The sequence below is a fragment of the Pseudomonas sp. FG13 genome (assembly GCF_057809755.1).
Window position 1 is genome coordinate 1 of sequence record NZ_JBMDKO010000053.1, and the last position, 23133, is coordinate 23133.

Consider the following 23133-nt stretch of genomic DNA (forward strand, 5'->3'; position numbering starts at 1 on the left):
AGCGAAGCAGGTGTTGGCTGAGGCGCCGCCATCGCGAGCAGGCTCGCTCCCACAGCTCCGCCGAACGCCACAGAACAGTGCACATCTCTCGTCGCGCGCACTGGTTCGGAGCGACCTGAAAGGCTGCGCCAAGCATCCCACGCCCATTTCCTACACCATCTTCGATTGGCAAGCCCCTTGCTCTAAACACAGCACCGTTCATTGCTGGAAGCACTCCGATGCTGGTGATTCACCGCAGAATCGACACTCAACCCCGCTGGGATGCGGAGCTTCATCTGACTTTTGATGCCCGCAGCAAAAGTCGCCTGCGCTGTTTCAGTGCCGAGGGCGAAGATGTGGGATTGTTTTTGGAGCGGGGCCAGCCGCCGCTTTACGACGGCGAATACCTCCAGGCCGAAGACGGACGTATCGTGCGCGTCTGCGCCCGCCCCGAACAACTGCTGCATGTCACCTGCGCCAATGGCTTCGAGCTGACGCGTGCGGCCTATCACCTGGGCAATCGCCATGTGGCCCTGCAAGTGGGCGATGGCTGGTTGCGCCTGCTGGACGATTACGTGCTCAAGGCGATGCTCGAACAATTGGGCGCCAGCGTCACCCCCATCGAAGCCCCCTTCCAACCGGAACACGGCGCCTATGGCGGCGGCCATCACCATTCACGGCACGGCGACGAAGACTTCAACTACGCACCGCGCCTGCATCAGTTCGGCGTGCGCACATGAACCCGGCCTGGGCGCTGTTGCGTCTGGCCAGCCCGCAGTTGCCCATCGGCGGCTACAGCTATTCCCAAGGGCTGGAGATGGCGGTGGATAACGGCCAGGTCAAGACCGCCGACGACGCACGCCGATGGATCGGCGATCAATTGCTGCTGAACCTGGCACGCTTCGAAGCGCCCCTGCTTCTCGCCCATTGCACCGCCGCCGCGGCTGACGATTGGGCCACCCTGGAGCAACACTGCGAAGCACACCGCGCCAGCCGGGAAACCCGCGAGCTGTATCAGGAGAGCCGGCAGATGGGCTATTCGTTGCAGCAACTGCTCGGCGGCCTGCCGGAACTCGACGGTGCCGCCCGACAATTTCTCGAGCAACGTAGCGAACCACACCTGGCCCTGGGCTGGGCCCTGGCCGCCCGCGCCTGGGACATCGCGCCCCAGGACGCGCTCGCCGCCTGGCTGTGGAGCTGGCTGGAAAACCAACTGGCGGTGCTGATGAAAACCCTTCCCCTCGGCCAGCAAGCCGCCCAGCGCCTGACCAGCGAACTGCTGCCGCTGCTGCAACAGGCCCAGCACAACGCCTCGAACATCAACCCCGAGCATTACGGCAGCGCCGCGTTTGGCCTGTCCCTGGCGTGTATGGCCCATGAGCGCCAGTACAGCCGTCTGTTCCGTTCCTAGGAGACCAACATGAACACACAACCCCTGCGCGTCGGCATCGGCGGCCCGGTGGGCTCCGGCAAGACCGCCCTGACCCTGGCCCTGTGCCTGGCCCTGCGCGAGCGCTACAACCTGGCGGTGGTCACCAACGATATCTACACCCGCGAAGACGCCGACTTCCTGGTCCGCAACGAAGCCCTGGCGCCGGAGCGGATCATTGGTGTCGAAACCGGTGGTTGCCCGCACACAGCCATTCGCGAAGACGCCTCGATCAACCTCGAAGCGGTAGACCAGTTGAACCGGCGCTTCCCGGGGCTGGATCTGATCCTGGTGGAGTCCGGCGGCGACAACCTCTCGGCGACCTTCAGTCCGGAACTCTCGGACCTGACCCTCTACGTGATCGATGTATCGGCCGGGGACAAGTTGCCACGCAAGGGCGGGCCGGGCATCTGCAAGTCCGACTTGCTGGTGATCAATAAAATCGACCTGGCACCACTGGTAGGCGCCTCCCTGGAGATGATGGACAGCGACACCCGGCGGATGCGCAACGGCAAGCCATTCGTGTTCAGCAATCAGAAAACCGGCCAGGGCCTGGACGAAATCATCGCGTTCATCGAGCGCCAGGGCCTGCTGACTGCGGCCTGATTTTTCGAACTCTCAACAAGGAAGCCTTTTCATGACACTCAAACGCATTCTCGGCGCCCTCGCCCTGCTGCTGGCCCCGACCCTGGCATTCGCCCACCCCGGCCATGGCGACAATGGCCTGATCGCCGGCCTCGGGCACCCTGTCGGCGGCCTGGATCATTTGCTCGCCATGCTCGCAGTCGGCTTGTGGGCGGCACAACAACAAGGCATCGCACGTTGGGCGCTGCCCTGCACGTTCATCGGCACCATGCTGATCGGTGGCTTGTTCGGTTTCGAAGGCCTGCAGTTGCCGGCACTGGAAAGCGGGATTGCCGCCTCGGTGCTGGCCCTGGGCCTGGCGGTGGCGCTGGCCGTGCGTCCGCCATTGAGCCTGGCGGTTGTCGCGACGGCATTGTTTGCGCTGTTCCATGGCGTGGCCCATGGGTTGGAACTGCCGGACATGTCGAGCCCATGGGCCTATGCGGCCGGATTCGTCGCAGCGACAGCGGCGCTGCATGGCGCAGGTTTCGCCCTGGTTCGCGCGTTGCCGCGAGCCGCAGCGCCTTTGGTGCGGCTGGCGGGGGCGGCTTCGGCGGGGGTTGGGGTCTGGTTGTTGGCGGGTTGATTTATTAGTGCCCGTACGGGCCTCATCGCGAGCAGGCTCGCTCCCACATGAACGGCGTACGCCCAACAACTGTGGGAGCGAGCCTGCTCGCGATGGCAGACTTGCAAGCGCTACCTATCTGAAGTCGGTCACTCTGCTACCATGTCGCGCAATCGCCCCTGCCGTGACGACGTCCGCCCATGCCCGATGCTTCCCGCCCCGCTCCTTCGCCTGAATTGATCGCCCTGTTCGCAACAGTGCGCCAGCATTTTCACGAGGTGATCGTGCCCATGTGGCAGGGCCCGGGCTGGAATGCCGAATTGGCACTGCCCTACGAGTCCCTGGATGCCACCCACACGCCGTTGCCGCCCCAGCGTTACCGCGCGATGGCCTGCGCCAGACAGTTGTATGTGTTCGCCAGTCTGATCGGCGAAGTGACAGGGGCCGAAGAACGGGCCGCGGCGCTGTTCCGCTCGCTGCAGCGGCACTTCCACGATGCCGAACACGGCGGCTGGTTCTACAGCATCGACCCGCAAGGCACCCCGCTGGACACCGGCAAAGACCTCTACACCCACGCCTTCATCCTGTTTGCCTGCGCCCACTACTGGGGCAAGGTTCGCGAGCCGCTGGTGGAATCGGTGCTCAACGCTGCCCTGGAAGTCATTGCCCGGCGCTTTGCCACTGGCGACGGTCTCTACGAGGCCGGTCTCAAGCGCGACTGGTCAACGCTCGGATCCGGCCCGTTGCAGAACCCCCTGATGCACCTGGCCGAAGCCTTCCTCGCCACCCTCTCGGTTCGCGAAGACGCCAGCACTCGCCAGGCATTGCTGAGCCTGTGTGATGGAATGTTCAAGCGTTTCATTGAACCGAAGCTGGGCGTGATGATGGAGAAACCGCTCAAGGCTGTGGATAACTGGTTTGAGCCGGGACACCAGTTCGAGTGGTATTTCCTGCTGGCCTCGTCTTCCCTGCTGCTGGGCAGCAAGTTGCATGCGGCCCTGGAACAAAGCTTCGGCTATACCGAGCAACAAGGCGTGAACCTCCAGTCCGGCGCGGTATGCGCCATGCTGGGCCCGGCGCCGGACGCTGTCGCGCGCGACACCACCCAGCGCATCTGGGCCCAGGCCGAATACCTGCGCGCCCTCACCCTGCGCCCGGGAAGCCAGGACGTGTTGCTGCGTCAGCTACAGGCTCTGCAACAGCATTTCCTGCATGCCAAGGGGTGGAACGAATGCCTTGATGCCGACGGCCTCGTCAGCCGTCGGGACATGCCCTCCACCACCCCCTATCACCTGATGACCTGCTATCGCGGATTGGCCGATTACCTGGGCTGAGGCTGTTTGTGGCGAGGGGATTGCCGTCAGGTCTTGTTACGCTCAATGGCAAATCCGGCCCAGGTTTGGCTTACCGGCATCAGTTCCAGGCTGTTGATGTTGATGTGGGCTGGCGTGTTGAGCACCCAATAAATGGTTTCGGCAATGTCCTGCGGCTGGATCGGCTCGGCCCCGGCATAGGTCGCGTTGTAGCGTTCCTGGTCACCGCCGAAGCGCACCAGTGAGAACTCGCTCTCACACAGCCCTGGCTCGATGTTGCTGACCCGCACACCCGTACCCTGCAAGTCACAACGCAGGTTCAGCGAGAACTGTTTGACGAACGCCTTGGTCGCGCCATACACGTGGCTACCCGGGTAGGGGTAGTTGCCGGCGATGGAGCCCAGGTTGATGATCCCTGCACCGCGGCCATGGGCAATCAGGCGCGGCAGCAGCAGGCGCGTGCTGTAGAGCAGCCCTTTGACGTTGGTGTCGACCATCGTGTCCCAATCGTCGAGGTCGCACTTGGGCGCCGGATCGACCCCCAGGGCGAGTCCAGCGTTGTTGATCAAGCCACGCAATGTAGCGAAGGACGGCGGCAGATTGGCGATTGCCTCCTCCATGGCCGTGCGGTCGCGCACATCCAATACCAGGCCATGGACTTCGGTTTGTTTCGACAGCTCGGCACACAGTGCACTGAGGCGCTCTTCACGGCGCCCGGTCAGCACCAGTTTCCAACCGGCCTCGGCAAAACGACGGGCACAGGCTTCGCCAAATCCGGACGTCGCCCCGGTGATAAACAGGGTGTTGGACATCATGTTCTCCTTGAATGGGCTTGAGGCAGCCATTGAATGGGATCGGCCCACAGCATGCCCGGCCCGACCGCGAGCGGCAACTGCCCACCGTGGATGTTGATTCGGGTCGGACTGATCATAAAATGATCAAACCGCGCCAACCCTTGCAGGATAGGGGGTGCAGCCTGTTGCCCGCACCTTATCCACAGGCACGTCCACAGTAATCGGGGGCAAGTGAAAACGCTCCAGCCCGCTGTGCATAAGGCTTTGCGAGGCATCTGGAAAATTTTTTCCCTTGACCCTGCATGTGAGCTTGTGCAGATCGGATTCTCTGCTATAAACCACGATCCATAGGGGCGATGGCTCGAAGCCAGTAACCACGGCCCTCAGAGCGGTCTTTCCAGAGTTTAGTCACAGACTTATCCACAGGATTGCCCACAGATTTTCCGGCCTATCCCGCGCTTAAAAAAGTGTTGACAACCTAGACTCATGCTCGCCTGAAAATGCCTGATCAAAAAACGATCGCCGGCCTGCAAGCCACGTATTTAAAGGCGTCCAGCCAGCTACTCCCACGTTACCCACAGCCGGTTCCACAGCAAACGGGGACAAGTCAAAACCGTGACAAAACAACTGTTTGCGGCGACTTTATGTCGCGGTTTGCTAAGGGTTGAGGATTGTTGTCCACAATTCTTCGGCCACATGAATTTCCCCTGCTCGCGATAGCGGTGGATCAGGCACAGAGATGCCGACTGTTCCATCGCTATCGCGAGCAGGCTCGCTCCCACAGGGGTTGGTGATGTTCAGGAGAGATAAAAAAACCGGCGATCACTCGCCGGTTTCTTTATTGCCATATCGGCGTCAGTGCCCGCCCAGGTACGCGTTGCGCACCTCTTCGTTGGCGAGCAGCTCCTTGCCGGTGCCGGTCAGGCGGATTTCGCCGTTGACCATCACATAGGCCCGGTCCGACAACCTGAGGGCGTGGTTGGCGTTCTGCTCCACCAGGAAGATGGTCATCCCGGTGGACGCCAGTTCCCTCAGGGTGGCGAAGATCTGTTTCACCACGATTGGCGCCAGCCCCAGGCTCGGCTCATCGAGCAGCAACAACTTCGGCCGGCTCATCAACGCCCGGGCAATGGCGAGCATTTGCTGCTCGCCACCCGACATGGTCATGGCCCGCTGGTTGCGCCGCTCCTTGAGCCGCGGGAACAGTTCGAACATGCGCTGCATGTCTTCGCTGGCGTACTTGTCGCCGATGGGGATGGTGCCCATCAGCAGGTTCTCCTCGACGGTCATGTCGGGGAACACCCGCCGGCCTTCCGGCGACTGGGCGATGCCGTTGGACGCGATGTAGTGGGACGACTTATGGGTGATGTCCACACCCTGGTAGATGATCTGCCCACTGGCTGCGCGCGGCTGGCCGAAGATCGACATCAGCAGCGTGGACTTGCCAGCGCCATTGGAGCCGATCAGGCTCACCGTCTCGCCTTTGCCAATGTGCATCGAGACTTTCTTCAGGGCCTGGATCGGCCCGTAGAACACGTCCAGCTCCTTGAGTTCGAGGATCGGTTCACTCATACCAGTTCCTCTTCATCGGCACCCAGGTAGGCCGCGATCACCTTCGGATCGTTGCGAATCGCCTCCGGGCCGCCCTCGGCGATCACGTTGCCGTGGTCCAGCACCACGATGTGGTCGGAAATGCTCATTACCATGCCCATGTCGTGTTCGATCAGCACCACGGTCAGATCGTGCTCGTCGCGCAGCAGTCGGATCATCGCGCTCAGCGCTTCGGTTTCCTGAGGGTTGAGGCCGGCGGCCGGTTCGTCGAGGCAGATGACCTGCGGACGGGTGCACATGGCCCGGGCAATTTCCAGGCGGCGCTGCTGACCATAGGAAAGCTCACCCGCCAGGCGGTTAGCACAGTCCACCAGGTCCACGACTTCGAGCCAGTAGAAGGCATGATCCAGTGCGTCGCTTTCGGCCTTGCGATAACCCTTGGTGTTGAGGATGCCGGCCACCAGACTGCGGTTGACCCACATGTGCTGGGCCACCAGGAGGTTTTCCAGCACCGACATTTCCCGGAACAGGCGAATGTTCTGGAAGGTACGGGCCAGGCCGGCGCGGTTCACCAGGTGGGTCCCCCCGAACATCTTGTAGTACAGCCGGCTGGCGAAGGATTTCGGCGAGACGAAGTCGGTGGGGCGAAACGCTTCGCCCAACAGTTTGATGACGTTGGTCCGCTCGCCGCGCACGTTGAGTTCGATCTTGCCGCCGGAGGCTTTGTAGAAACCGGTCAGGCAGTTGAACACCGTGGTCTTGCCCGCGCCATTGGGGCCGATCAGGGCGAAGATCGAGTTGCGCTTGACCTGCAGGCTGACATCGCTGAGGGCCTTGATGCCACCGAATTGCATCATCAGGTTTTCGACCTGGAGTACGACTTCACTCATGGCGCTGCCCTCCCTCATGCGCTATGACACCTTTACGCGGCCTCACACCGGTACGGCTGATGCGGATCAGGCCGCGAGGTCGCCAGATCATCATCAACACCATCAGCACACCGAACAGCAGCACGCGGTATTCGGAGAAGCTGCGCAGCAGCTCTGGCGTAATGGTGAGTACGAATGCCGCGATCACCACGCCCACTGTCGAGCCCATGCCGCCCAGGACCACGATCGCCAGGATCAGCGCCGATTCGAAGAATGTGAACGACGACGGGTTGACGAACCCCTGGTAGCTGGCGAAGAACACCCCGGCCAGGCCGGCGGTGGATGCACCGAGGGTGAACGCCGAAAGCTTGACCAGTACGTGATTCAGGCCCATGGAACGGCAGGCGATCTCGTCTTCACGCAGGGCTTCCCAGGCGCGCCCGACCGGCATGCGCGTCAACCTGTGCTTGATGTAGAGCACCAGCAGCACAACGATGAACAACACGATGTAGATGAACAGGAATTTCAGGTTCGGGTTGTAGTCGATGCCGAAGAACTCGTGGAATGGCACCCCTCCATCCTTGGCCTTGCGACCGAACTCCAGACCGAGGAAGGTCGGCGACGGCACGGGCATGCCGTTTGGCCCGCCGGTGAACGACAGCCAGTTATTGAGCACCAGTCGGATGATTTCACCGAAGCCCAGGGTCACGATCGCCAGGTAGTCGCCGTGCATTCGCAACACCGGGAAGCCCAATATGCATCCCGCCAGCGCTGCCGCAAGCGCCGCCAGTGGCAGCACGGTCCAGAAACCCAGTCCCAGGTACTGATAGCCCAGCGCCAGGCCATAGGCACCGATGGCGTAGAACGCCACATAACCCAGGTCGAGCAGGCCCGCCAGGCCGACCACGATGTTCAGGCCCAGGCCGAGCAGCACGTAGATCAGCCCGAGGATGACTACCGTGAGCACGTATTTGTTGGCGAAAAACGGAAACACGATGGCAATCACGATCAGCGCCGGGATGATCCAGCGCAGGCGCGACTTGTAGTCCGGTGGCAGGACGTGCACGCCGGAACCCGGGTTTTCAAAGCCCTGGAGCACCTTCAGGCCCTTGGACGTTTGCAGGAACAGGCTCAAGGCAAAGCGCCCGATCATCACGATCGCCACCAGCCAGCCGACGCGGGCCGGTTGCAGGTTGAAGCTGTAGCCGTCGAGCACCACGCCGACAATCGGCCCGAATACGATCAGCGAGATCAGGCCCGCCAGGATCGCGTCAATGACGCTCTGTTTGATATCAATCGGTTTATTGGCAGCAGACATACTTATACCTTCGCCACGAGTGGGCGACCCAACAGGCCTTGGGGACGGAAAATCAGGATCATCACCAGCAGGGAGAAACTGAACACGTCTTTATAGTCGGAGTTGATCAGTCCGGAGAACAGCGACTCGGAGATCCCGAGGATGATCCCGCCGAGCATCGCCCCAGGCAGGGAACCGATGCCACCGAGGACCGCTGCGGTGAACGCCTTGATGCCGATGATGAAGCCGGCATAGAAGTCGAACGTGCCGTAATTCATGGTGATCAGCACACCGGCCAGGGCCGCCATGGCCGCGCCGATGATGAACACGTAGGAAATCACCCGGTCGGTGTTGATCCCCAGGATCGAGGCCATCTTGCGATCTTGCTGGGTGGCACGGCACATGCGCCCCAGCTTGGTGTACTTGATGATGTAGGTCAGCAAGGCCATCCCGGCGAACGCGGCGACCAGGATGAAGATCTTGGTGTAGGTGAGTTGGACGAAGCCGGTGCCGATGTCGACGCGCATGGCGCCTTCAAGCAGTGTCGGCACACCCTGTTGGCGAGCGCCCTGGCTGATCTGTGCATAGTTCTGCAGGATCAGCGAAATGCCGATGGCACTGATGAGCGGTGCCAGGCGGGTGGAGTTGCGCAGCGGTTTGTAGGCGACGCGTTCGATGACCCAGCCGTATACCCCGGTGACCACAACCGTGAACACAAGGGTGCCGAGGATCATTAGCGGAAAGGATTCAATACCGAAGTACGCCAGCAGAGCCAGACTGATTGCCGCGAGGTACGCGGAAATCATGTAAACCTCGCCGTGGGCGAAGTTGATCATGCCGATGATGCCGTAGACCATTGTGTAGCCGATGGCGATCAGACCATAGACCGACCCGAGGGTCAGGCCATTGATCAGTTGCTGCAGGAAAATACCATCCATAACGCAATCTCACGCATTTGAAAGACTGCACGCGCACCGCAGCGACGGACCGGGGTTCAGCCGCCGAGGCTACACGGTGGGCGCACAGCTTTCGGGAGAAAAGACAGGTGGGTCCTGGCTGATACCAGCCCGGGAAGGGCGATCACGGGTTGCGTGGCGAAGGAGCACGCTCCCTCGCCACACGCCGTTATCCCTTCAAATCACTTCTGTTTTTCCAACTGATGGTATTTGCCGTCCTTATCCCACTGGTAGACCACGTAGTCGGAGACCTTCAGGTCACCCTTCTTGTCCCATTCCTTCTTGCCCATTACGGTCTGGACCGGGTTGGTCTTGAGCCACTCGGCCGCAGCGTCGGTCTTGCTCGACTTGGCACCGTTGAAAGCGGCCGCCAGGGTCTGGACGGAAGCGTAGGCATACAGGGTGTAGCCTTCCGGCTCGGTGCCCTTGGCACGGAATGCGTCGACCACGGACTTGCTGTCTGGCAGCAGGCGTGGGTCGGCACCGAAGGTCATGTACACGCCATCGACGTATTGCGCGCCGCCGGCGGTGGTCACCAGTTCGTCGGTCACGATGCCGTCGTCGGACATGAATTTCACGTCCTTGAGGCCTTGCTCACGCAGTTGGCGAACCAGCGGGCCGGCTTCCGGGTGCAGGCCGCCGAAGTAGACCACGTCGGCACCAGCGGCACGGATCTTGGTGACCACGGCGCTGAAGTCTTTCTCACCACGGGTCAGGCCTTCGTACAGTACCGGGGTCACGCCGCGCTTGGTCAGCTGGGCCTTGGTGGCATCCGCCAGGCCCTGGCCGTAGGTGTCCTTGTCGTGCAACACCACGACTTTCTTGCCCTTGAGCACGTCGACAATGTAGTCGCCGGCGACAATGCCCTGCTGGTCGTCACGACCGCACATACGGAACATCGCGTTCAGGCCACGCTCGGTAACGGCCGGGTTGGTGGAACCTGGGGTGATGGCCATGATGTCGGCGTCACCATAGACTTCGGAAGCCGGGATGGTCGACGAGGAGCAGAAGTGACCGACCACGGCGTTCACCTTGTCCTGGTCGACGAAGCGGTTGGCCACGGCCACGGCCTGCTTCGGCTCGCAGGCGTCGTCACCTTTCACCAGCACGATCTTCTCGCCGTTCACGCCGCCCTTGGCGTTGATTTCGTCCGCCGCCGCCTGCGCCCCTTTCATGTACTGCTCGCCAAACGCTGCGTTGGCACCAGTCATGGGACCCGCTACACCGATCTTGAAGTCTGCATGGGCAAACGCGGAAACACCCATCGCTGCTGTAACGGCGAGGGCCAGAAAGCCTTTCTTGTAAAACGTCTGGGACATGAGGTGGTGCTCCAAGGTTTTTTTTAGTTGGCACTGCGACTTCACTGAAAAGCTCAGAGCAAGGGCCGTGCCATCGGTTTTTTATTCTGAAAAAAGTCGCTGCTTTATTGTTATTTCGACTGTTTCGGGCCCTTTTTCACAGGGCGTGCAACCGTCTAAATCGCACGAGGTGCAACCTTTTGCCTAGCCGAGTACAACCCTCTTTGAGCCATCATTGCAACCATCGCAGGAAAGTACGTGCAACCAGCCTGTAACAACCTGCGTCACCGAACTGCACACTGTCGGTGCACAACTGCTACAACCCGCACCATTACAGGCTAGACGCTTCGCCGGAAAACGCCGGTTCCGGCAACATTTTTCCACACTCAAATGACGATCCGCAGGCACTGGCCCGCGTGATACAGCGAGAAGCCCGCCTCATACAAGCAGCTGCGCACCCCCGCCCCGGTCACGGGTTGCATCGGCGCAAAGGGAATCGGTAACGCTTTCGCGTCGCCATGGCACAGGTAATCGGCAAAGGCCTTGCCCACCACCGTACCGGTGGTCACGCCCCGCCCGTTGTAGCCGGTGACCGCCACCAATCCGGGCGCCGGCTCGAACAGGCGCATCAGATGGTCGGGGGTGAAGGCGATGCAACCGGTCCAGGTGGACTCCCATTCCACCGACTTGAGATACGGGAAGTAGTGCTGCTGTACCCGATCCGCCCAGGCCTTGAGGAACCAGGTGGGCTTGCGGTTGCCATTGCCCAGGCTGCCCAGCAACAAACGACCGTCCTTGTCGCGGCGAATGCTGCTCAACACCTGACGGGTGTCCCACGACCCCTGGCCGCCAGGCAAGATGCGTTGTGCCGCCTCGTCGGTCAACGGGACGGAAGCCACCTGGTAGTAATAGCCGGGGAAGAAATTGCGCCGCAGCTCGGTCCATTCGCCTTCGGTGTAGGCATTGGAGGCGATCACCACCTGCTCGGCCAGTACCGAACCCTGGGCCGTCTGTACCGACCAGCGCTGGCCCTGGCGTTCCAGGCGGGTCACGGGGGAGTGGTCAAACAGTTGTCCGCCCAGGTCCGCCGCCGCCTTGGCCAATCCGCTGACATAGGCCATAGGATTGAGCGTACCGGCGCGTCGATCCAACAAAGCCGCAGCGATTTTCGACGTGCCTGTGGCTTCGACGCAGGCTTGGCCGGTAAGCAGCTCCACCGGGGCGCCACGGCGTTTCCATTGTTCTTCACGACTGCGCAGGTCCGCCTCGCCCCGGGCGTTATGGGCCATGTGCAGCGTGCCTTCGCGGCGCAACTGGCAATCGATGTTGTACTTGTCGACAAGGCTGAACACCAACGCTGGAGCTGCGCCCAGCATGCGATTGAGCTGGCTGCCGACGGCTTCGCCGAAGCCGGCCTCGATATCGTCCGGCGGAATCCACAGGCCCGCGTTCACCAGCCCGACATTGCGCCCCGAACCGCCGTGTCCGGTCCGATGAGCCTCCAGCACCGCGACGCGCTTGCCTTGTTCCAGTAAATGCACCGCCGCCGACAACCCGGTAAAGCCTGCGCCAATCACGCAGACGTCCACCGTGACCTCACCGGTGAGCGCAGTGTTTTCAGGCCTTTGCGGCGTCAGTTTTTCCCACAGACATTCTTCGCGTAACGGCATTGCCAGACTCCGGAAATGAAACCCAACCATCACACCTTTCAAGGGTGGGAGCGAGCCTGCTCGCGATGGCGACGCTCATTCAACACTGATGTCGATTGATCGACCGCCATCGCGAGCAGGCTCGCTCCCACAGGGATCTTCATGAAAGGAAGATCCGCTTCACTCAACCTCAGTCGAACGTAATCCCCTGGGCCAACGGCAACTCCAGCGAGTAGTTGACGGTGTTGGTCTGGCGACGCATGTAGGCGCGCCACGAGTCGGAGCCGGATTCGCGACCGCCGCCGGTTTCCTTCTCACCGCCGAAGGCGCCGCCGATTTCCGCGCCGCTCGGGCCGATGTTGACGTTGGCGATGCCACAATCGCTGCCCACCGCAGACATGAACTGCTCGGCTTCACGCACGTCCGTGGTGAAGATGCAGGACGACAGGCCTTGGGGCACGGCGTTGTTCAGGTGCAGGGCCTCAGCGAAGTCCTTGTAGCCGATCACATACAGGATCGGGGCGAAGGTTTCGTGGCGGACCACGTCGCTCTGCTCCGGCATCTCGACGATGGCCGGCGACACGTAATAGGCATTCGGGAACTGGTCTTCGAGCTGGCGCTGGCCGCCGAATACGCGACCACCTTCGCTCAAGGCCTGCTCGAGGGCGTCCTGCATGTTGTCGAAGCTGTGCTTGTCGATCAGCGGCCCGACCAGGTTGCCCTCCAGCGGATGGCCGATGCGCACTTTCGAATAGGCGGCCTTGAGGCGGGTGACGATTTCTTCTTTCACCGACTCATGGGCGATCAGGCGGCGCAGGGTAGTGCAACGCTGGCCGGCGGTACCGACGGCGCTGAACAGGATGGCGCGCACGGCCATGTCCAGGTCGGCACTCGGCGCCAGGATCATCGCGTTGTTGCCACCCAGTTCGAGGATGCTGCGGGCAAAGCGCGCGGCGACTTTCGGCGCCACTTCCCGACCCATGCGGGTGCTGCCGGTGGCGCTGATCAATGCCACGCGCGGGTCATCTACCAACGCCTCACCGGCATCGCGACCGCCGATGATCACTTGACACAGATATTCCGGCGCATCGCTGAAGTTCTTCAATGCACGCTCGAACAGCGCCTGGCACGCCAGGGCGGTGAGCGGGGTCTTTTCCGAAGGTTTCCAGATCACCGAATCGCCGCACACCAGAGCCAGCGTGGTGTTCCAGGCCCAGACCGCGACAGGGAAGTTGAACGCACTGATCACCCCGACCACGCCCAGCGGATGCCAGGTTTCACGCATGTGGTGACCCGGGCGCTCGGAGGCGATGGTCAGGCCATACAGTTGACGGGACAGGCCGACGGCGAAATCGCAGATGTCGATCATCTCCTGCACTTCACCCAGGCCTTCCTGGGTAATCTTGCCGGCTTCCCATGACACCAGCTCGCCGAGATCGGCCTTGTATTCACGTAACAGGTCACCAAACTGGCGCACTAGCTCGCCGCGACGCGGGGCTGGGACCTGGCGCCACAGATCGAAAGCATGTTGAGCACGGCTGACCTGCTGCTCGACTTCGGCCGCGCCTTCCCAATTCACCGCGCCGATACGACTGCCGTCGATAGGCGAATGCACCGGCTGTGTGCCGTTCTGGTACAGGGCCGGGGCTACCCCCAGGCGATCAAGCAATGCAGCAACCATGGTCAATTCCTCAAGCGAAAGACAAAAAACGGCAGCCGGACGATCACGGCTGATCAGGACTGTAGTTGTAGCTGGCCCGAGTCTTGCCAACAAACGACCTTTAAGCGAGATATCATTCCGTTTATTCATGCTGCCCGTGAACGGATACATCGAGCCACCGCAAATAGGCCTCACCGATGCTCAATAAACGCTATTTACCGTCGATTACGGCGCTGCAATGTTTTGAAGCGGTGACCCGTCACCTGAGCTTCACCCGTGCCGCCGAAGAATTGCATCTGACCCAAAGCGCCGTCAGCAAGCAGGTCGCGCAGCTCGAGGAGCTCTTGCAGCACCTGCTGTTCCGCCGCGTGCGTCGGCGCTTGCAACTGACGCCGGCCGGCGACTTGTACCTGGGGGAAGTGCGGAAAATTCTCACCCAGGTCGAAATGTCCACCCATTACCTGCGCTCCTACGGTGGCGACACGGAAGTCCTGCGAGTCTCCACGCCGCCGACCTTCGGTGCACGTTGGCTGGTGCCGCGCCTCAAAGGCTGGCGCCTGCGGCATCCGAAGATCCACTTGGACCTGTGCAGCGAGCAGGAGCCCGACGATTTGCTGCAAGGGCGCAGCGACATGGCGTTCTACTTCGGCCAGGGTTCTCGACCTGGCACCGAATCCCTGGAACTGTTCGGCGAAGAACTGGTGCCGGTCTGCGCGCCGGGCTGCCTGCCGGATACCCCCTTTACCGACCCGACGCAACTGGCCGACCTGGTGCTGTTGCAGAACGCATCACGCCCCCAGGCCTGGCATGACTGGTTCGCCGACCAAGGCTTTCACACCGAACACAGCTACCACGGGCCGCGCTTCGAAACGTTCTACATGTGCATCCGCGCCGCCCAGGTCGGTTGCGGCGTCGCCCTGCTGCCGCGCTTTCTGGTGGAGGAAGAACTGGCAGACGGCAAGCTGATCATTCCATGGCAGCACGCCATGCCCAGCACCAACGCCTATTACATGGCTTATCCTGAGCATTCGGCAGAGGTGCCCAAGGTCAGATACTTTGTGGAGTGGATGTTGGAGCAGATGGCTAATCCTGATGCACCACAGTAAGAGCTACCGACACAAAGCCCTGTGGCGAGGGGATTTATCCCCGCTGGGCTGCAAAGCAGCCCCAATACTGACAACTCAATCTGCCTGATATACCGAGTTGCCCGGTTTCAGGGCTGCCTTGCAGCCCAGCGGGGATAAATCCCCTCGCCACAAAAGCTCCGTGTCCAAAAAACACTGGCAATCACCCCAAAGGTTATGCGCCACTAGCCCCTTCATCACAAACCGCTGTCCGACGCTGCCCGCTGCAGCGAACTGTCTGGAGATACCCGTCATGAGCGAGAGTGTGTTTGCCGATCGCATCGTGCAGAACCTGCTCGACACCGACTTCTACAAGTTGACGATGATGCAGGCAGTCCTGCACAACTACCCCAACGTCGAAGTCGAATGGGAGTTTCGTTGCCGCAACAGCGAAGACCTGCGCCCTTATCTGGCAGAGATCCGCTTCCAGATCGAACGCCTGGCCGAGCTCAACCTGAGCGCCGATCAGTTGGGTTTCCTGGAGCGCATCAGCTTCCTGAAGCCGGATTTCCTGCGCTTCCTGGGCCTGTTTCGCTTCAACCTGCGCTACGTGTACACCGGCATCGAAAATGGTGAGCTGTTCATCCGCCTGCGCGGGCCGTGGCTGCATGTGATCCTGTTCGAAGTGCCGCTACTGGCCATTGTCAGCGAAGTGCGCAATCGCTATCGCTACCGCGAGGTGATCCTGGAGCAGGCACGGGAGCAGTTGTATCGCAAGTTCGACTGGCTGAGCGCCAACGCCAGCAGCGAGGAATTGTCCGAGCTGCAAGTGGCGGACTTCGGTACCCGCCGCCGGTTCTCCTACCGCACCCAGGAAGAAGTGGTGAACGTGCTCAAGCACGATTTCCCAGGGCGCTTCGTCGGCACCAGCAATGTGCATTTGTCCCGGGAACTGGACATGAAACCCCTGGGCACCATGGCCCATGAGTGGATCATGGCCCACCAGCAACTGGGCCCGCGGCTGATCGACAGCCAGATCGCCGCCCTCGATTGCTGGGTGCGCGAGTACCGGGGCCTGCTGGGGATCGCGCTGACCGACTGCATCACCATGGACGCCTTCCTGAAGGACTTCGATCTGTTCTTCGCCAAGCTGTTCGACGGCCTGCGCCATGATTCGGGTGACCCGGTGACCTGGGCCGAGAAAGCCATCGCCCACTACCACAAGCTGGGGATCGACCCGATGAGCAAGACCCTGGTGTTCTCCGACAGTCTGACCTTGCCCAAATGCCTGGAGATTTTCCGTGCGTTGCGTGGTCGCATCAATGTCAGCTTCGGTATTGGCACTAACCTGACCTGCGACATCCCGGGCGTCGAGCCCATGAGTATTGTGCTTAAAATGATCAGCTGTGACGGGCAACCCGTGGCCAAGATTTCAGACGAGCCCGGCAAGACCCACTGCAAGGATCCGAATTTCGTCGCCTACATGCGACACGTTTTCCAAGTACCTGCCACCCTTTCTGGCATATCAAGCAAGGAGTGAATTCATGCAAGCCGTACAGCGTGAGATTGCTGAACAGCTCAAGGTCCAGCCACCGTTCGCCGATGAGGCCGCCCTCAAGGCCGAAATCGCTCGCCGGGTTAGCTTCATCCAGGACTGCCTCGTCAATTCCGGACTCAAGAGCCTGGTGCTGGGGATCAGTGGCGGGGTCGATTCGTTGACTGCCGGCCTGCTGGCCCAGCGCGCCATGCGCGAGTTGCGGGAAAAAACCGGTAACCCGGCCTACAAGTTCATCGCCGTGCGCCTGCCGTACGAAACCCAGTTCGATGAGCACGAAGCACAAGCCTGCGTGGACTTCATCGAGCCGGACGAACGCCACACCGTCAACATCGGCCCGGCGGTCAAGGCCCTGGCCAATGAAATCCTGGCATTCGAAGGCAAGACGCCAGGCTCGCGGGATTTCGTGCTGGGTAATTCAAAGGCGCGGATGCGCATGGTGGCGCAGTACGCCATCGCCGGTGCCGAGCAAGGCCTGGTGGTCGGTACCGATCATGCGGCTGAAGCCGTGATGGGTTTCTTCACCAAGTTCGGTGACGGCGCCTGTGACCTGGCGCCCCTGAGCGGCCTGGTGAAGAATCAGGTCAGGGCCATCGCCCGTGACTTCGGAGCGCCGGAATCGCTGGTGGAAAAAGTCCCCACCGCCGACCTCGAGGACCTCTCCCCGGGCAAACCCGACGAGGCCGCTCACGGCGTGACCTATGGGGAAATCGATGCTTTCCTGCACGGCCAGACAATTCGCGAAGAAGCGGCCCGGATCATCTGCGAGACCTATCGCAAGACCGAGCACAAGCGGGTGTTGCCGTACGCCCCATAGCCGATCCGAAAAGCCTGTGGGAGCAAAGCTTGCTCGCGATTACGGTAAGTCAGTCAGCAACAATGTTGACTGATCTGTCGCTATCGCGAGCAAGCTTTGCTCCCACAGGGTTGTACCGTTTGATCCTTAACTGACTGGCATTACCCTGCACGGGGCGCTTTTTTGTGCTTGAAGGATTACTTCAGCGTCACGGTGCCTTTCATCATCGAGATGTGGCCCGGGAACGAGCAGAAGAAGCCGTACTTTTCGGCGGCATCGAGCTTCGATACGTCAAAGGTCACCGAATCTTTCTCATTGGCACCGATGATCTTGGTGTGGGCGATGACACGAGTGTCCCCTTTCTTCAGGTAGTTATCGTCGATCCCGGCGTCCAGGCCATCGGTCGCGATCAACTGCATGTCGGCTTCTTTGCTCAACACCCAGTTATGGCCCATGACATTTTTTGCCAAGTTGCCCGAATGGGTCAGCTCAACGGTGAACTCCTTGCAGCTCTTGTCGATCTCGATGGCCTTGGTGCTGAAGGACATCTGATCAGTCGAGTCAATGGTGATCTTGCACTCCGCTGCCATCAGTTGGCTGCTAGCCAGTGTCAACAGGGATACTGCTACAAGTTTGGCAAACATCATGAATCTCCAAGGCATGGTTAGAAAATTCCTTCAAAGGGGAAGACTGCCCTAATTTCAGACAAGTTCCTATGACCTGAATCAAAAATTGTATACAACTTAAGGCTATCAGCCTGATGGATACAATCAACCGGCCAGACGCACGATGTCCGCCTATGATCGGCCTCATCACCTCAATGGAGCGCCTGTCATGAACCTCAACAGCCTGTTATGCAGCCTGCTCGCCGCCTACGCCTGCGGTGCCAGCGGCACCTACGAAAAACCTGCACGCGAGGCTTGATGCCCTTGCGCCCTTTGCACACGGCAGCGGCCAGGCTTTACTCTGCAGCGGTTACCGACTCTGGAGTAAAGCATGTCCATCGCGTCTGTTTGTGTATTTTGCGGCGCCAGCACCGGCTCCAAATCCCGCCTACCGTGAAGCGGCGCAAGCCCTGGGGCGAGCATTGGCCGAACGCAAGCTCACCCTGGTCTATGGCGGCGGCGCCGTCGGCCTGATGGGCATCGTTGCCGACGCGGCCCTGGCGGCCGGGGGCGAGGTCATCGGCATCATTCCGCAAAGCCTGAAGGACAAGGAAATCGGCCACGGCGGCCTGACCCGCCTGGAGGTGGTGGACGGTATGCATGCCCGCAAGGCGCGCATGGCCGAACTCAGCGACGCCTTCATCGCCCTGCCCGGCGGCCTCGGCACCCTGGAGGAATTGTTCGAAGTCTGGACCTGGGGTCAGCTCGGCTACCACGGCAAGCCGCTGGGCCTGCTGGAAGTGAATGGTTTCTACAGCAAACTCACCGCTTTCCTCGACCATATCGTCGACGAAGGTTTCGTCCGTGCAGCCCATCGCGACATGCTGCAAGTGAGCGAGTCAGCGCATGACCTGCTCGATGCGCTGGATGAATGGCAACCCTCGGTACAGCCGAAATGGGCTGAGCAGAAAACCCTCTGAGAACCGGCGCGAGGGCTCTGGGGCCCTCACCCGCGCAAGGCTTTGGCAATCGAGGCGCGATAACCTTCGGGCAGGTTGGCCGGTAGCTGGCCCGGCTCGAAAAGCCCGATCTCCTTGTGTTCATGGCTGACGATCGGCACGAAGCCGCCCACCAATTGGCAGCGGTAAGTGGAGATGAATACGTGTTTGCCGGGGATGACCTCGAACAGATAGGAATCCAGCGGTTCCCCTACGCTCACCTCCACCGCGAGTTCCTCGATGATTTCCCGGGCCAGGCATTGCGGTGCCGTTTCGCCCAATTCGATTCGCCCGCCGGGCAATTCCCACTCATCCCGCTCGTTGAGCATGAGCACGATCAGGCCTTCGGGGGATTGCAGCACGCCTTTGATGGAAACCGGGAACATATAGCCCTCCAATAAATCACAGCGCCTATGAACCATGTGGCCCCCATGGAAGCACGCAGTTCCTGTGGGGGCATGGCTTGCCCTGTGGGAGCAAAGCTTGCTCGCGATGGCCCTCGCGGTTTTCAGCTCAGCCGCTACATCCCGATCGCGGGCAAGCCATGCTCCCACAGGGCAAGCCATGCTCCCGCAGCCTTCCCTCAGACCAAACCCTGTATTACTCCAGCGGCATCACTGTCACGCGAACCTCGGGATCGTGATTACCGCCCCCCAGGATCACCCCACGCAACGGCGACACGTCGGAGAAGTCCCGGCCCCAGGCCAGGGTGATGTGCTCCAGGGCGGGCTGTACGTTGTTGGTCGGGTCGAAATCCACCCAGCCCAGCTCCGGGCAAAACACCGAGATCCAGGCATGGGACGCATCGGCGCCAATCAGCCGAGGCTGGCCGGGCGGTGGCTGGGTCAGCAGGTAGCCGCTGATGTAGCGCGCCGCCAACCCACGGGAGCGCACGCAGGCCAGCATCAGGTGGGCAAAGTCCTGGCAGACGCCCCGCCGTCGCTCCAGCACCTCCACCAGCGGCGTCGCCACCTGGGTTGCCTCGGCATCGAACGTGAACTCGTCGAAAATCTTCTCCATCAACGCCCGAATGCACAACATCAACGGGCGTCCCGGCGGGAAGCAGCTTTCGGAAAACTCGACGAAGCTGCGCTTGAGGTGCACGTAGGGTGACTCGAAACGGTAGCGACACGCACCCAGCACCGCCTCGGACAGCGGCCGGCTGCTGTAGGTCAGTGCCTGGCAGGTCGCCTCCCAGGCCGGCGACAGGTTGAAATCCAGCGCGGGGCGGGCCAGGACCTCGATGCTCAGGCGGGCGTTGACCAACAACTCGTCATGGGGCCGTTCGAATGCCAGCCGGGTCAGTGGATTACCGAAGACATCCAGTTCATCCCGACGGGTCGTCGGCTCAGGGCTGATCAATAACTGCTGATCGGTGCAACGCTGCCAATCACAGGACCGCGGCCACAAGTGAGCAAGCTGCTGGGCCAGGGACACCGGGCTGTCATAGTGGTAGTGGGTGTCGTGGAGAATCTGGTAGCGGGCGCTCATCATACGGACACCGTGCGTTGGCTGACGTCATCGACGTGGGCAAAATGACGCAAGGCCAGGCGATCCGACACCTGGCCGCTGACATCGGCCACTTCCTGCAACAGATCGGCCAGGCCATCAAGCGCTGCGCGCAGGCTGGCTTCGCCAAACAGTGGATTCTCCAGGCAACGCAGGTCAAAGCGCGACAGGCGCGTCACCAACTCCGGCAATGCGGTTTCCCTGGGCGCGCCAAAGTCATCGTTCAAGCGCTTGAGGGTACGGGTCACCAGTTTCAACTGGAAAAGCACCGCATGGGGGTTCTGCTCGTCCAGCAGCAACAGGTCGAGCACCGGGATCAACTGGGCGACCGCCAGGTAACGCGAGCGGTAGGTGATGCTGCTGTTGCCCAGTTCCAGCAGCCATTCCAGCCCGGCCTGATCGAACACCGCCTCGCCCCGCAGGAATGCGGCCAGACTGCTGCTGAGAAATTGCAGGCGCTCCAGGCGCCGACCGATCATCAGGAAGCGCCACCCCTCGTCGCGGGTCATGTCGTCCAGGGCGAAGCCGGAAAGCGCCGCCAGGGACATCACCAGCCGGTTGAGGAAATCCAGCAGCTCGCCGAAATCCGCTTCGTCGGTTTCCAGCTCCAGCGCCTCGCGCTGAAGCTCCACCAGCGCCTGCCAGTTCTCTCGGGACAATTTGCCCCGCACCTGCGAGGCCGCCCACTGCAGGCGCTGCAGGTTGGAGCGCAGGCTGAACGACCAATCGTCCCCCAGCAACGCGACCAGCAGACGCTCGGGCAGTTCGCCCTCCTCGGGCAGCAGCATCAGGCTTTCACCCAGGGACACCGCCGATTGCAGGGCCTGCGGATCGTCGCCATCGACATAACGCGCCAGCATGATCCGCAGCAGGCGCGCGCTATCGTCACAGCGTTCACAATAACGGCCGAACCAGAACAGGTTTTCCACCACCCGGGACGGCAGGTACGGATCCCGCCGGACCAGGTCGTGAACGCCCACGGTACGCTGGGCCTTCCATTGTTCACTGCCAGGTGCCTGTTCTCCCAGCACCCAAGTGTCCTTGCTGGCGCCGCCGCGCTGCATCGACACCACTTCGGCATCGGCCTCGGCCGCCACGCGGGTCAAGCCGCCCGGCAGCACCCGGTAATCGTCCTCACCGGACACCGCATACACGCGCATGCCAATGGCCCGTGGCTGCAATAGCCCGTCCTCGGCTTGCCAGACCGGGGCCTGGGACAGCTGCGCCAGCTCCTGGGCCACATACGCGTAGGGCCGCGCCTGGATCCGCGCCGCCAGACGGTCGCGCTGCTCCTCGCTCAGGTCACGGCCGAACACCGGCCTGAAGCTCTGGGAGGGGAACGCCGGCTTGATCAACAGCTGTGGCAGCTTTTCCAGGGCCTGGGCCAGCACCGGTGGCTCGCCGCACCACCAGGTGGCGATGGAGGGGAGCAACAGGTCTTCGCCGAACAGGAACTGGCAGATCTTCGGCAGGAACCCCAACAAGCCTGGCGATTCCAGCACACCGCTACCCAAGGCGTTGGCCACCAGCACCCGGCCTTGGCGCACCGCCTCCAGCAGCCCCGGCACACCCAGGGCCGAATCCGTACGCAGCTCCAGCGGATCGCAAAAATCATCATCGAGCCGGCGCATGATCGCGTGGACCCGACGGAGCCCGCTGAGGGTCTTGAGGTAGACCGTGGCGTCGCGAACGGTCAGGTCGCCCCCCTCCACCAACGGGTAGCCAAGCTGGCGCGCCAGATAGAGGTGTTCGAAATAGCTTTCGTTGAAACGCCCCGGCGTCAACAACACCACCAGCGGCGGCTCCCCATCGCTGGGGGCCTGCCGGGCAAGGGTTTCCTGCAAGGTGCGAAAGAAACCGGACAGGTGCTGGACCTTCAGGTCGCGATAGAGATCCGGAAAGGCACGGGAGACGATCATGCGGTTTTCCAGCGCATAACCGGCCCCGGAGGGGGCCTGGGTCCGATCCGCCGTGACCCACCAGCGTCCATCGGGCGCTCGCGCCAGATCCACGGCATACAAATGCAGGAAAATCCCGTCCGGCGGGCTGATGCCTTGGCTGGGCCAGAGGAAGTTGTTGTGTCCGAACACCAGCTCCGCCGGCAGCAGACCTTCGCTGATCAGCCGTTGCGGTCCGTAGAGGTCGGCCAACACCGCGTTGAGCAAGCGTGCGCGCTGGGCAATACCGGCCGACAGTTGCTTCCATTCCTGCGCATCGACGACGTGGGGCAGCAAGTCCAGCTCCCACGGCCGGTCGGCGCCCTTCGGATCGGCATAGACGTTATAGGTGACGCCATTTTCCTGGATCTGTCGCGCCAGCAAGGCCTGACGCTGCATCAACTGGGCCGGCGTGCTGCGCTGCAACTGGTCGAACAGCCGCCGCCAGTGCGGGCGTACCGCACCGCTGTCGTCCAGCAGTTCGTGATAGGTGCCCGTTGTCAGCGGGTAACGGTCAAGCAGGTCAGGCATGGAAAGCTCGGCAGACGGCAGTGAAAGGTGAGACTAGCGCAAGGGCATGATGCCCGGATAGATGCCATGGCTTGGCATGTGAACGGTTTGACCGACGCAGTACCTCTGGTGGGAGGAGGTTTTCTGTGGCGAGGGGATTTATCCCCGCTGGGCT

The 23133-nt window shown here is 61.6% G+C and carries 20 protein-coding genes and 1 pseudogene; 9 read left to right on the forward strand and 12 right to left on the reverse strand.

What is annotated here, in order from left to right; genetic code table 11:
• The first annotated feature begins 218 nt into the window (after window positions 1-218).
• From ureE to ACODTO_RS25890, 5 genes are all read left to right on the forward strand, one after another.
• Window positions 219-719 carry an urease accessory protein UreE gene (gene ureE, locus ACODTO_RS25870; protein ID WP_139646715.1) on the forward strand — a complete coding sequence of 167 codons (501 nt, stop codon included), beginning with the start codon at window positions 219-221 and terminating at the stop codon, window positions 717-719.
• Window positions 716-1390: an urease accessory protein UreF gene (locus ACODTO_RS25875; RefSeq protein ID WP_175363102.1), complete on the forward strand. Its 675-nt coding sequence runs from the start codon at window positions 716-718 to the stop codon at window positions 1388-1390. Before ureE ends, ACODTO_RS25875 begins: the two co-directional genes overlap by 4 nt.
• A gap of 9 nt (window positions 1391-1399) precedes the next feature.
• Complete coding sequence (gene ureG / locus ACODTO_RS25880) at window positions 1400-2014, forward strand: urease accessory protein UreG (protein WP_041020088.1); 615 nt, start codon at window positions 1400-1402, stop codon at window positions 2012-2014.
• Window positions 2015-2045: 31 nt separating this feature from the next.
• Window positions 2046-2618 carry a HupE/UreJ family protein gene (locus ACODTO_RS25885; protein WP_489107269.1) on the forward strand — a complete coding sequence of 191 codons (573 nt, stop codon included), beginning with the start codon at window positions 2046-2048 and terminating at the stop codon, window positions 2616-2618.
• A gap of 179 nt (window positions 2619-2797) precedes the next feature.
• Window positions 2798-3931, forward strand: coding sequence for an AGE family epimerase/isomerase (locus ACODTO_RS25890; protein ID WP_489107270.1), 1134 nt, complete (start codon window positions 2798-2800; stop codon window positions 3929-3931).
• A 26-nt stretch (window positions 3932-3957) separates the two neighbouring features.
• On the opposite strand, the gene ACODTO_RS25895 is transcribed toward ACODTO_RS25890, so the two are convergent.
• The 8 genes from ACODTO_RS25895 to amaB all read right to left on the reverse strand — a co-directional run bounded on the left by ACODTO_RS25895 (window position 3958) and on the right by amaB (window position 14005).
• Window positions 3958-4722, reverse strand: coding sequence for an SDR family oxidoreductase (locus tag ACODTO_RS25895; protein WP_464710265.1), 765 nt, complete (start codon window positions 4720-4722; stop codon window positions 3958-3960).
• 837 nt (window positions 4723-5559) lie between these two features.
• Window positions 5560-6276 carry an ABC transporter ATP-binding protein gene (locus tag ACODTO_RS25900; protein ID WP_139646723.1) on the reverse strand — a complete coding sequence of 239 codons (717 nt, stop codon included), beginning with the start codon at window positions 6274-6276 and terminating at the stop codon, window positions 5560-5562.
• On the reverse strand, window positions 6273-7145 hold the full coding sequence (locus ACODTO_RS25905) for an ABC transporter ATP-binding protein (RefSeq protein WP_041023534.1): 873 nt from the start codon (window positions 7143-7145) through the stop codon (window positions 6273-6275). Before ACODTO_RS25905 ends, ACODTO_RS25900 begins: the two co-directional genes overlap by 4 nt.
• Window positions 7138-8442, reverse strand: a complete 1305-nt coding sequence (gene livM / locus ACODTO_RS25910; RefSeq protein WP_139646725.1) for a high-affinity branched-chain amino acid ABC transporter permease LivM — start codon at window positions 8440-8442, stop codon at window positions 7138-7140. Before livM ends, ACODTO_RS25905 begins: the two co-directional genes overlap by 8 nt.
• 2 nt (window positions 8443-8444) lie before the next feature.
• A complete protein-coding gene (locus ACODTO_RS25915; protein ID WP_024779191.1) occupies window positions 8445-9359 on the reverse strand; it encodes an ABC transporter permease subunit in 915 nt (304 codons plus the stop codon).
• 200 nt (window positions 9360-9559) lie between these two features.
• Window positions 9560-10696 carry a branched-chain amino acid ABC transporter substrate-binding protein gene (locus tag ACODTO_RS25920; RefSeq protein WP_139646728.1) on the reverse strand — a complete coding sequence of 379 codons (1137 nt, stop codon included), beginning with the start codon at window positions 10694-10696 and terminating at the stop codon, window positions 9560-9562.
• 365 nt (window positions 10697-11061) lie between these two features.
• Window positions 11062-12345 (reverse strand): L-pipecolate oxidase, encoded by a 1284-nt coding sequence (amaA, locus tag ACODTO_RS25925; protein WP_139646730.1) that lies wholly within the window; start codon window positions 12343-12345, stop codon window positions 11062-11064.
• 169 nt (window positions 12346-12514) lie between these two features.
• The gene (amaB, locus tag ACODTO_RS25930; protein ID WP_055129146.1) at window positions 12515-14005 is read right to left on the reverse strand and encodes an L-piperidine-6-carboxylate dehydrogenase; all 1491 of its coding nucleotides are present in this window, start codon (window positions 14003-14005) and stop codon (window positions 12515-12517) included.
• Window positions 14006-14181: 176 nt separating this feature from the next.
• Here amaB and ACODTO_RS25935 point away from each other — a divergent pair, with 176 nt between their 5' ends.
• The 3 genes from ACODTO_RS25935 to nadE all read left to right on the forward strand — a co-directional run bounded on the left by ACODTO_RS25935 (window position 14182) and on the right by nadE (window position 17420).
• On the forward strand, window positions 14182-15090 hold the full coding sequence (locus tag ACODTO_RS25935) for a LysR family transcriptional regulator (RefSeq protein ID WP_055129145.1): 909 nt from the start codon (window positions 14182-14184) through the stop codon (window positions 15088-15090).
• Window positions 15091-15361: 271 nt separating this feature from the next.
• A complete protein-coding gene (gene pncB / locus ACODTO_RS25940) occupies window positions 15362-16588 on the forward strand; it encodes a nicotinate phosphoribosyltransferase (RefSeq protein ID WP_139646732.1) in 1227 nt (408 codons plus the stop codon).
• 4 nt (window positions 16589-16592) lie between these two features.
• Complete coding sequence (nadE, locus tag ACODTO_RS25945; protein WP_139646734.1) at window positions 16593-17420, forward strand: NAD(+) synthase; 828 nt, start codon at window positions 16593-16595, stop codon at window positions 17418-17420.
• A gap of 176 nt (window positions 17421-17596) precedes the next feature.
• Here nadE and azu read toward each other — a convergent pair whose 3' ends face one another.
• Window positions 17597-18043 carry an azurin gene (gene azu, locus ACODTO_RS25950; RefSeq protein ID WP_175385555.1) on the reverse strand — a complete coding sequence of 149 codons (447 nt, stop codon included), beginning with the start codon at window positions 18041-18043 and terminating at the stop codon, window positions 17597-17599.
• Window positions 18044-18395: 352 nt separating this feature from the next.
• Here azu and ACODTO_RS25955 point away from each other — a divergent pair.
• Window positions 18396-18984, forward strand: a pseudogene (locus ACODTO_RS25955) (cytokinin riboside 5'-monophosphate phosphoribohydrolase).
• A 26-nt stretch (window positions 18985-19010) separates the two neighbouring features.
• Here the strand turns inward: ACODTO_RS25955 and ACODTO_RS25960 are convergent.
• The 3 genes from ACODTO_RS25960 to ACODTO_RS25970 all read right to left on the reverse strand — a co-directional run bounded on the left by ACODTO_RS25960 (window position 19011) and on the right by ACODTO_RS25970 (window position 22979).
• Window positions 19011-19388, reverse strand: coding sequence for an NUDIX hydrolase (locus tag ACODTO_RS25960; protein WP_139646740.1), 378 nt, complete (start codon window positions 19386-19388; stop codon window positions 19011-19013).
• Between the two features lie 214 nt (window positions 19389-19602).
• Complete coding sequence (locus ACODTO_RS25965; RefSeq protein WP_139646742.1) at window positions 19603-20493, reverse strand: transglutaminase family protein; 891 nt, start codon at window positions 20491-20493, stop codon at window positions 19603-19605.
• Window positions 20493-22979, reverse strand: a complete 2487-nt coding sequence (locus tag ACODTO_RS25970; protein ID WP_139646745.1) for a circularly permuted type 2 ATP-grasp protein — start codon at window positions 22977-22979, stop codon at window positions 20493-20495. Before ACODTO_RS25970 ends, ACODTO_RS25965 begins: the two co-directional genes overlap by 1 nt.
• Window positions 22980-23133: the final 154 nt, after the last annotated feature.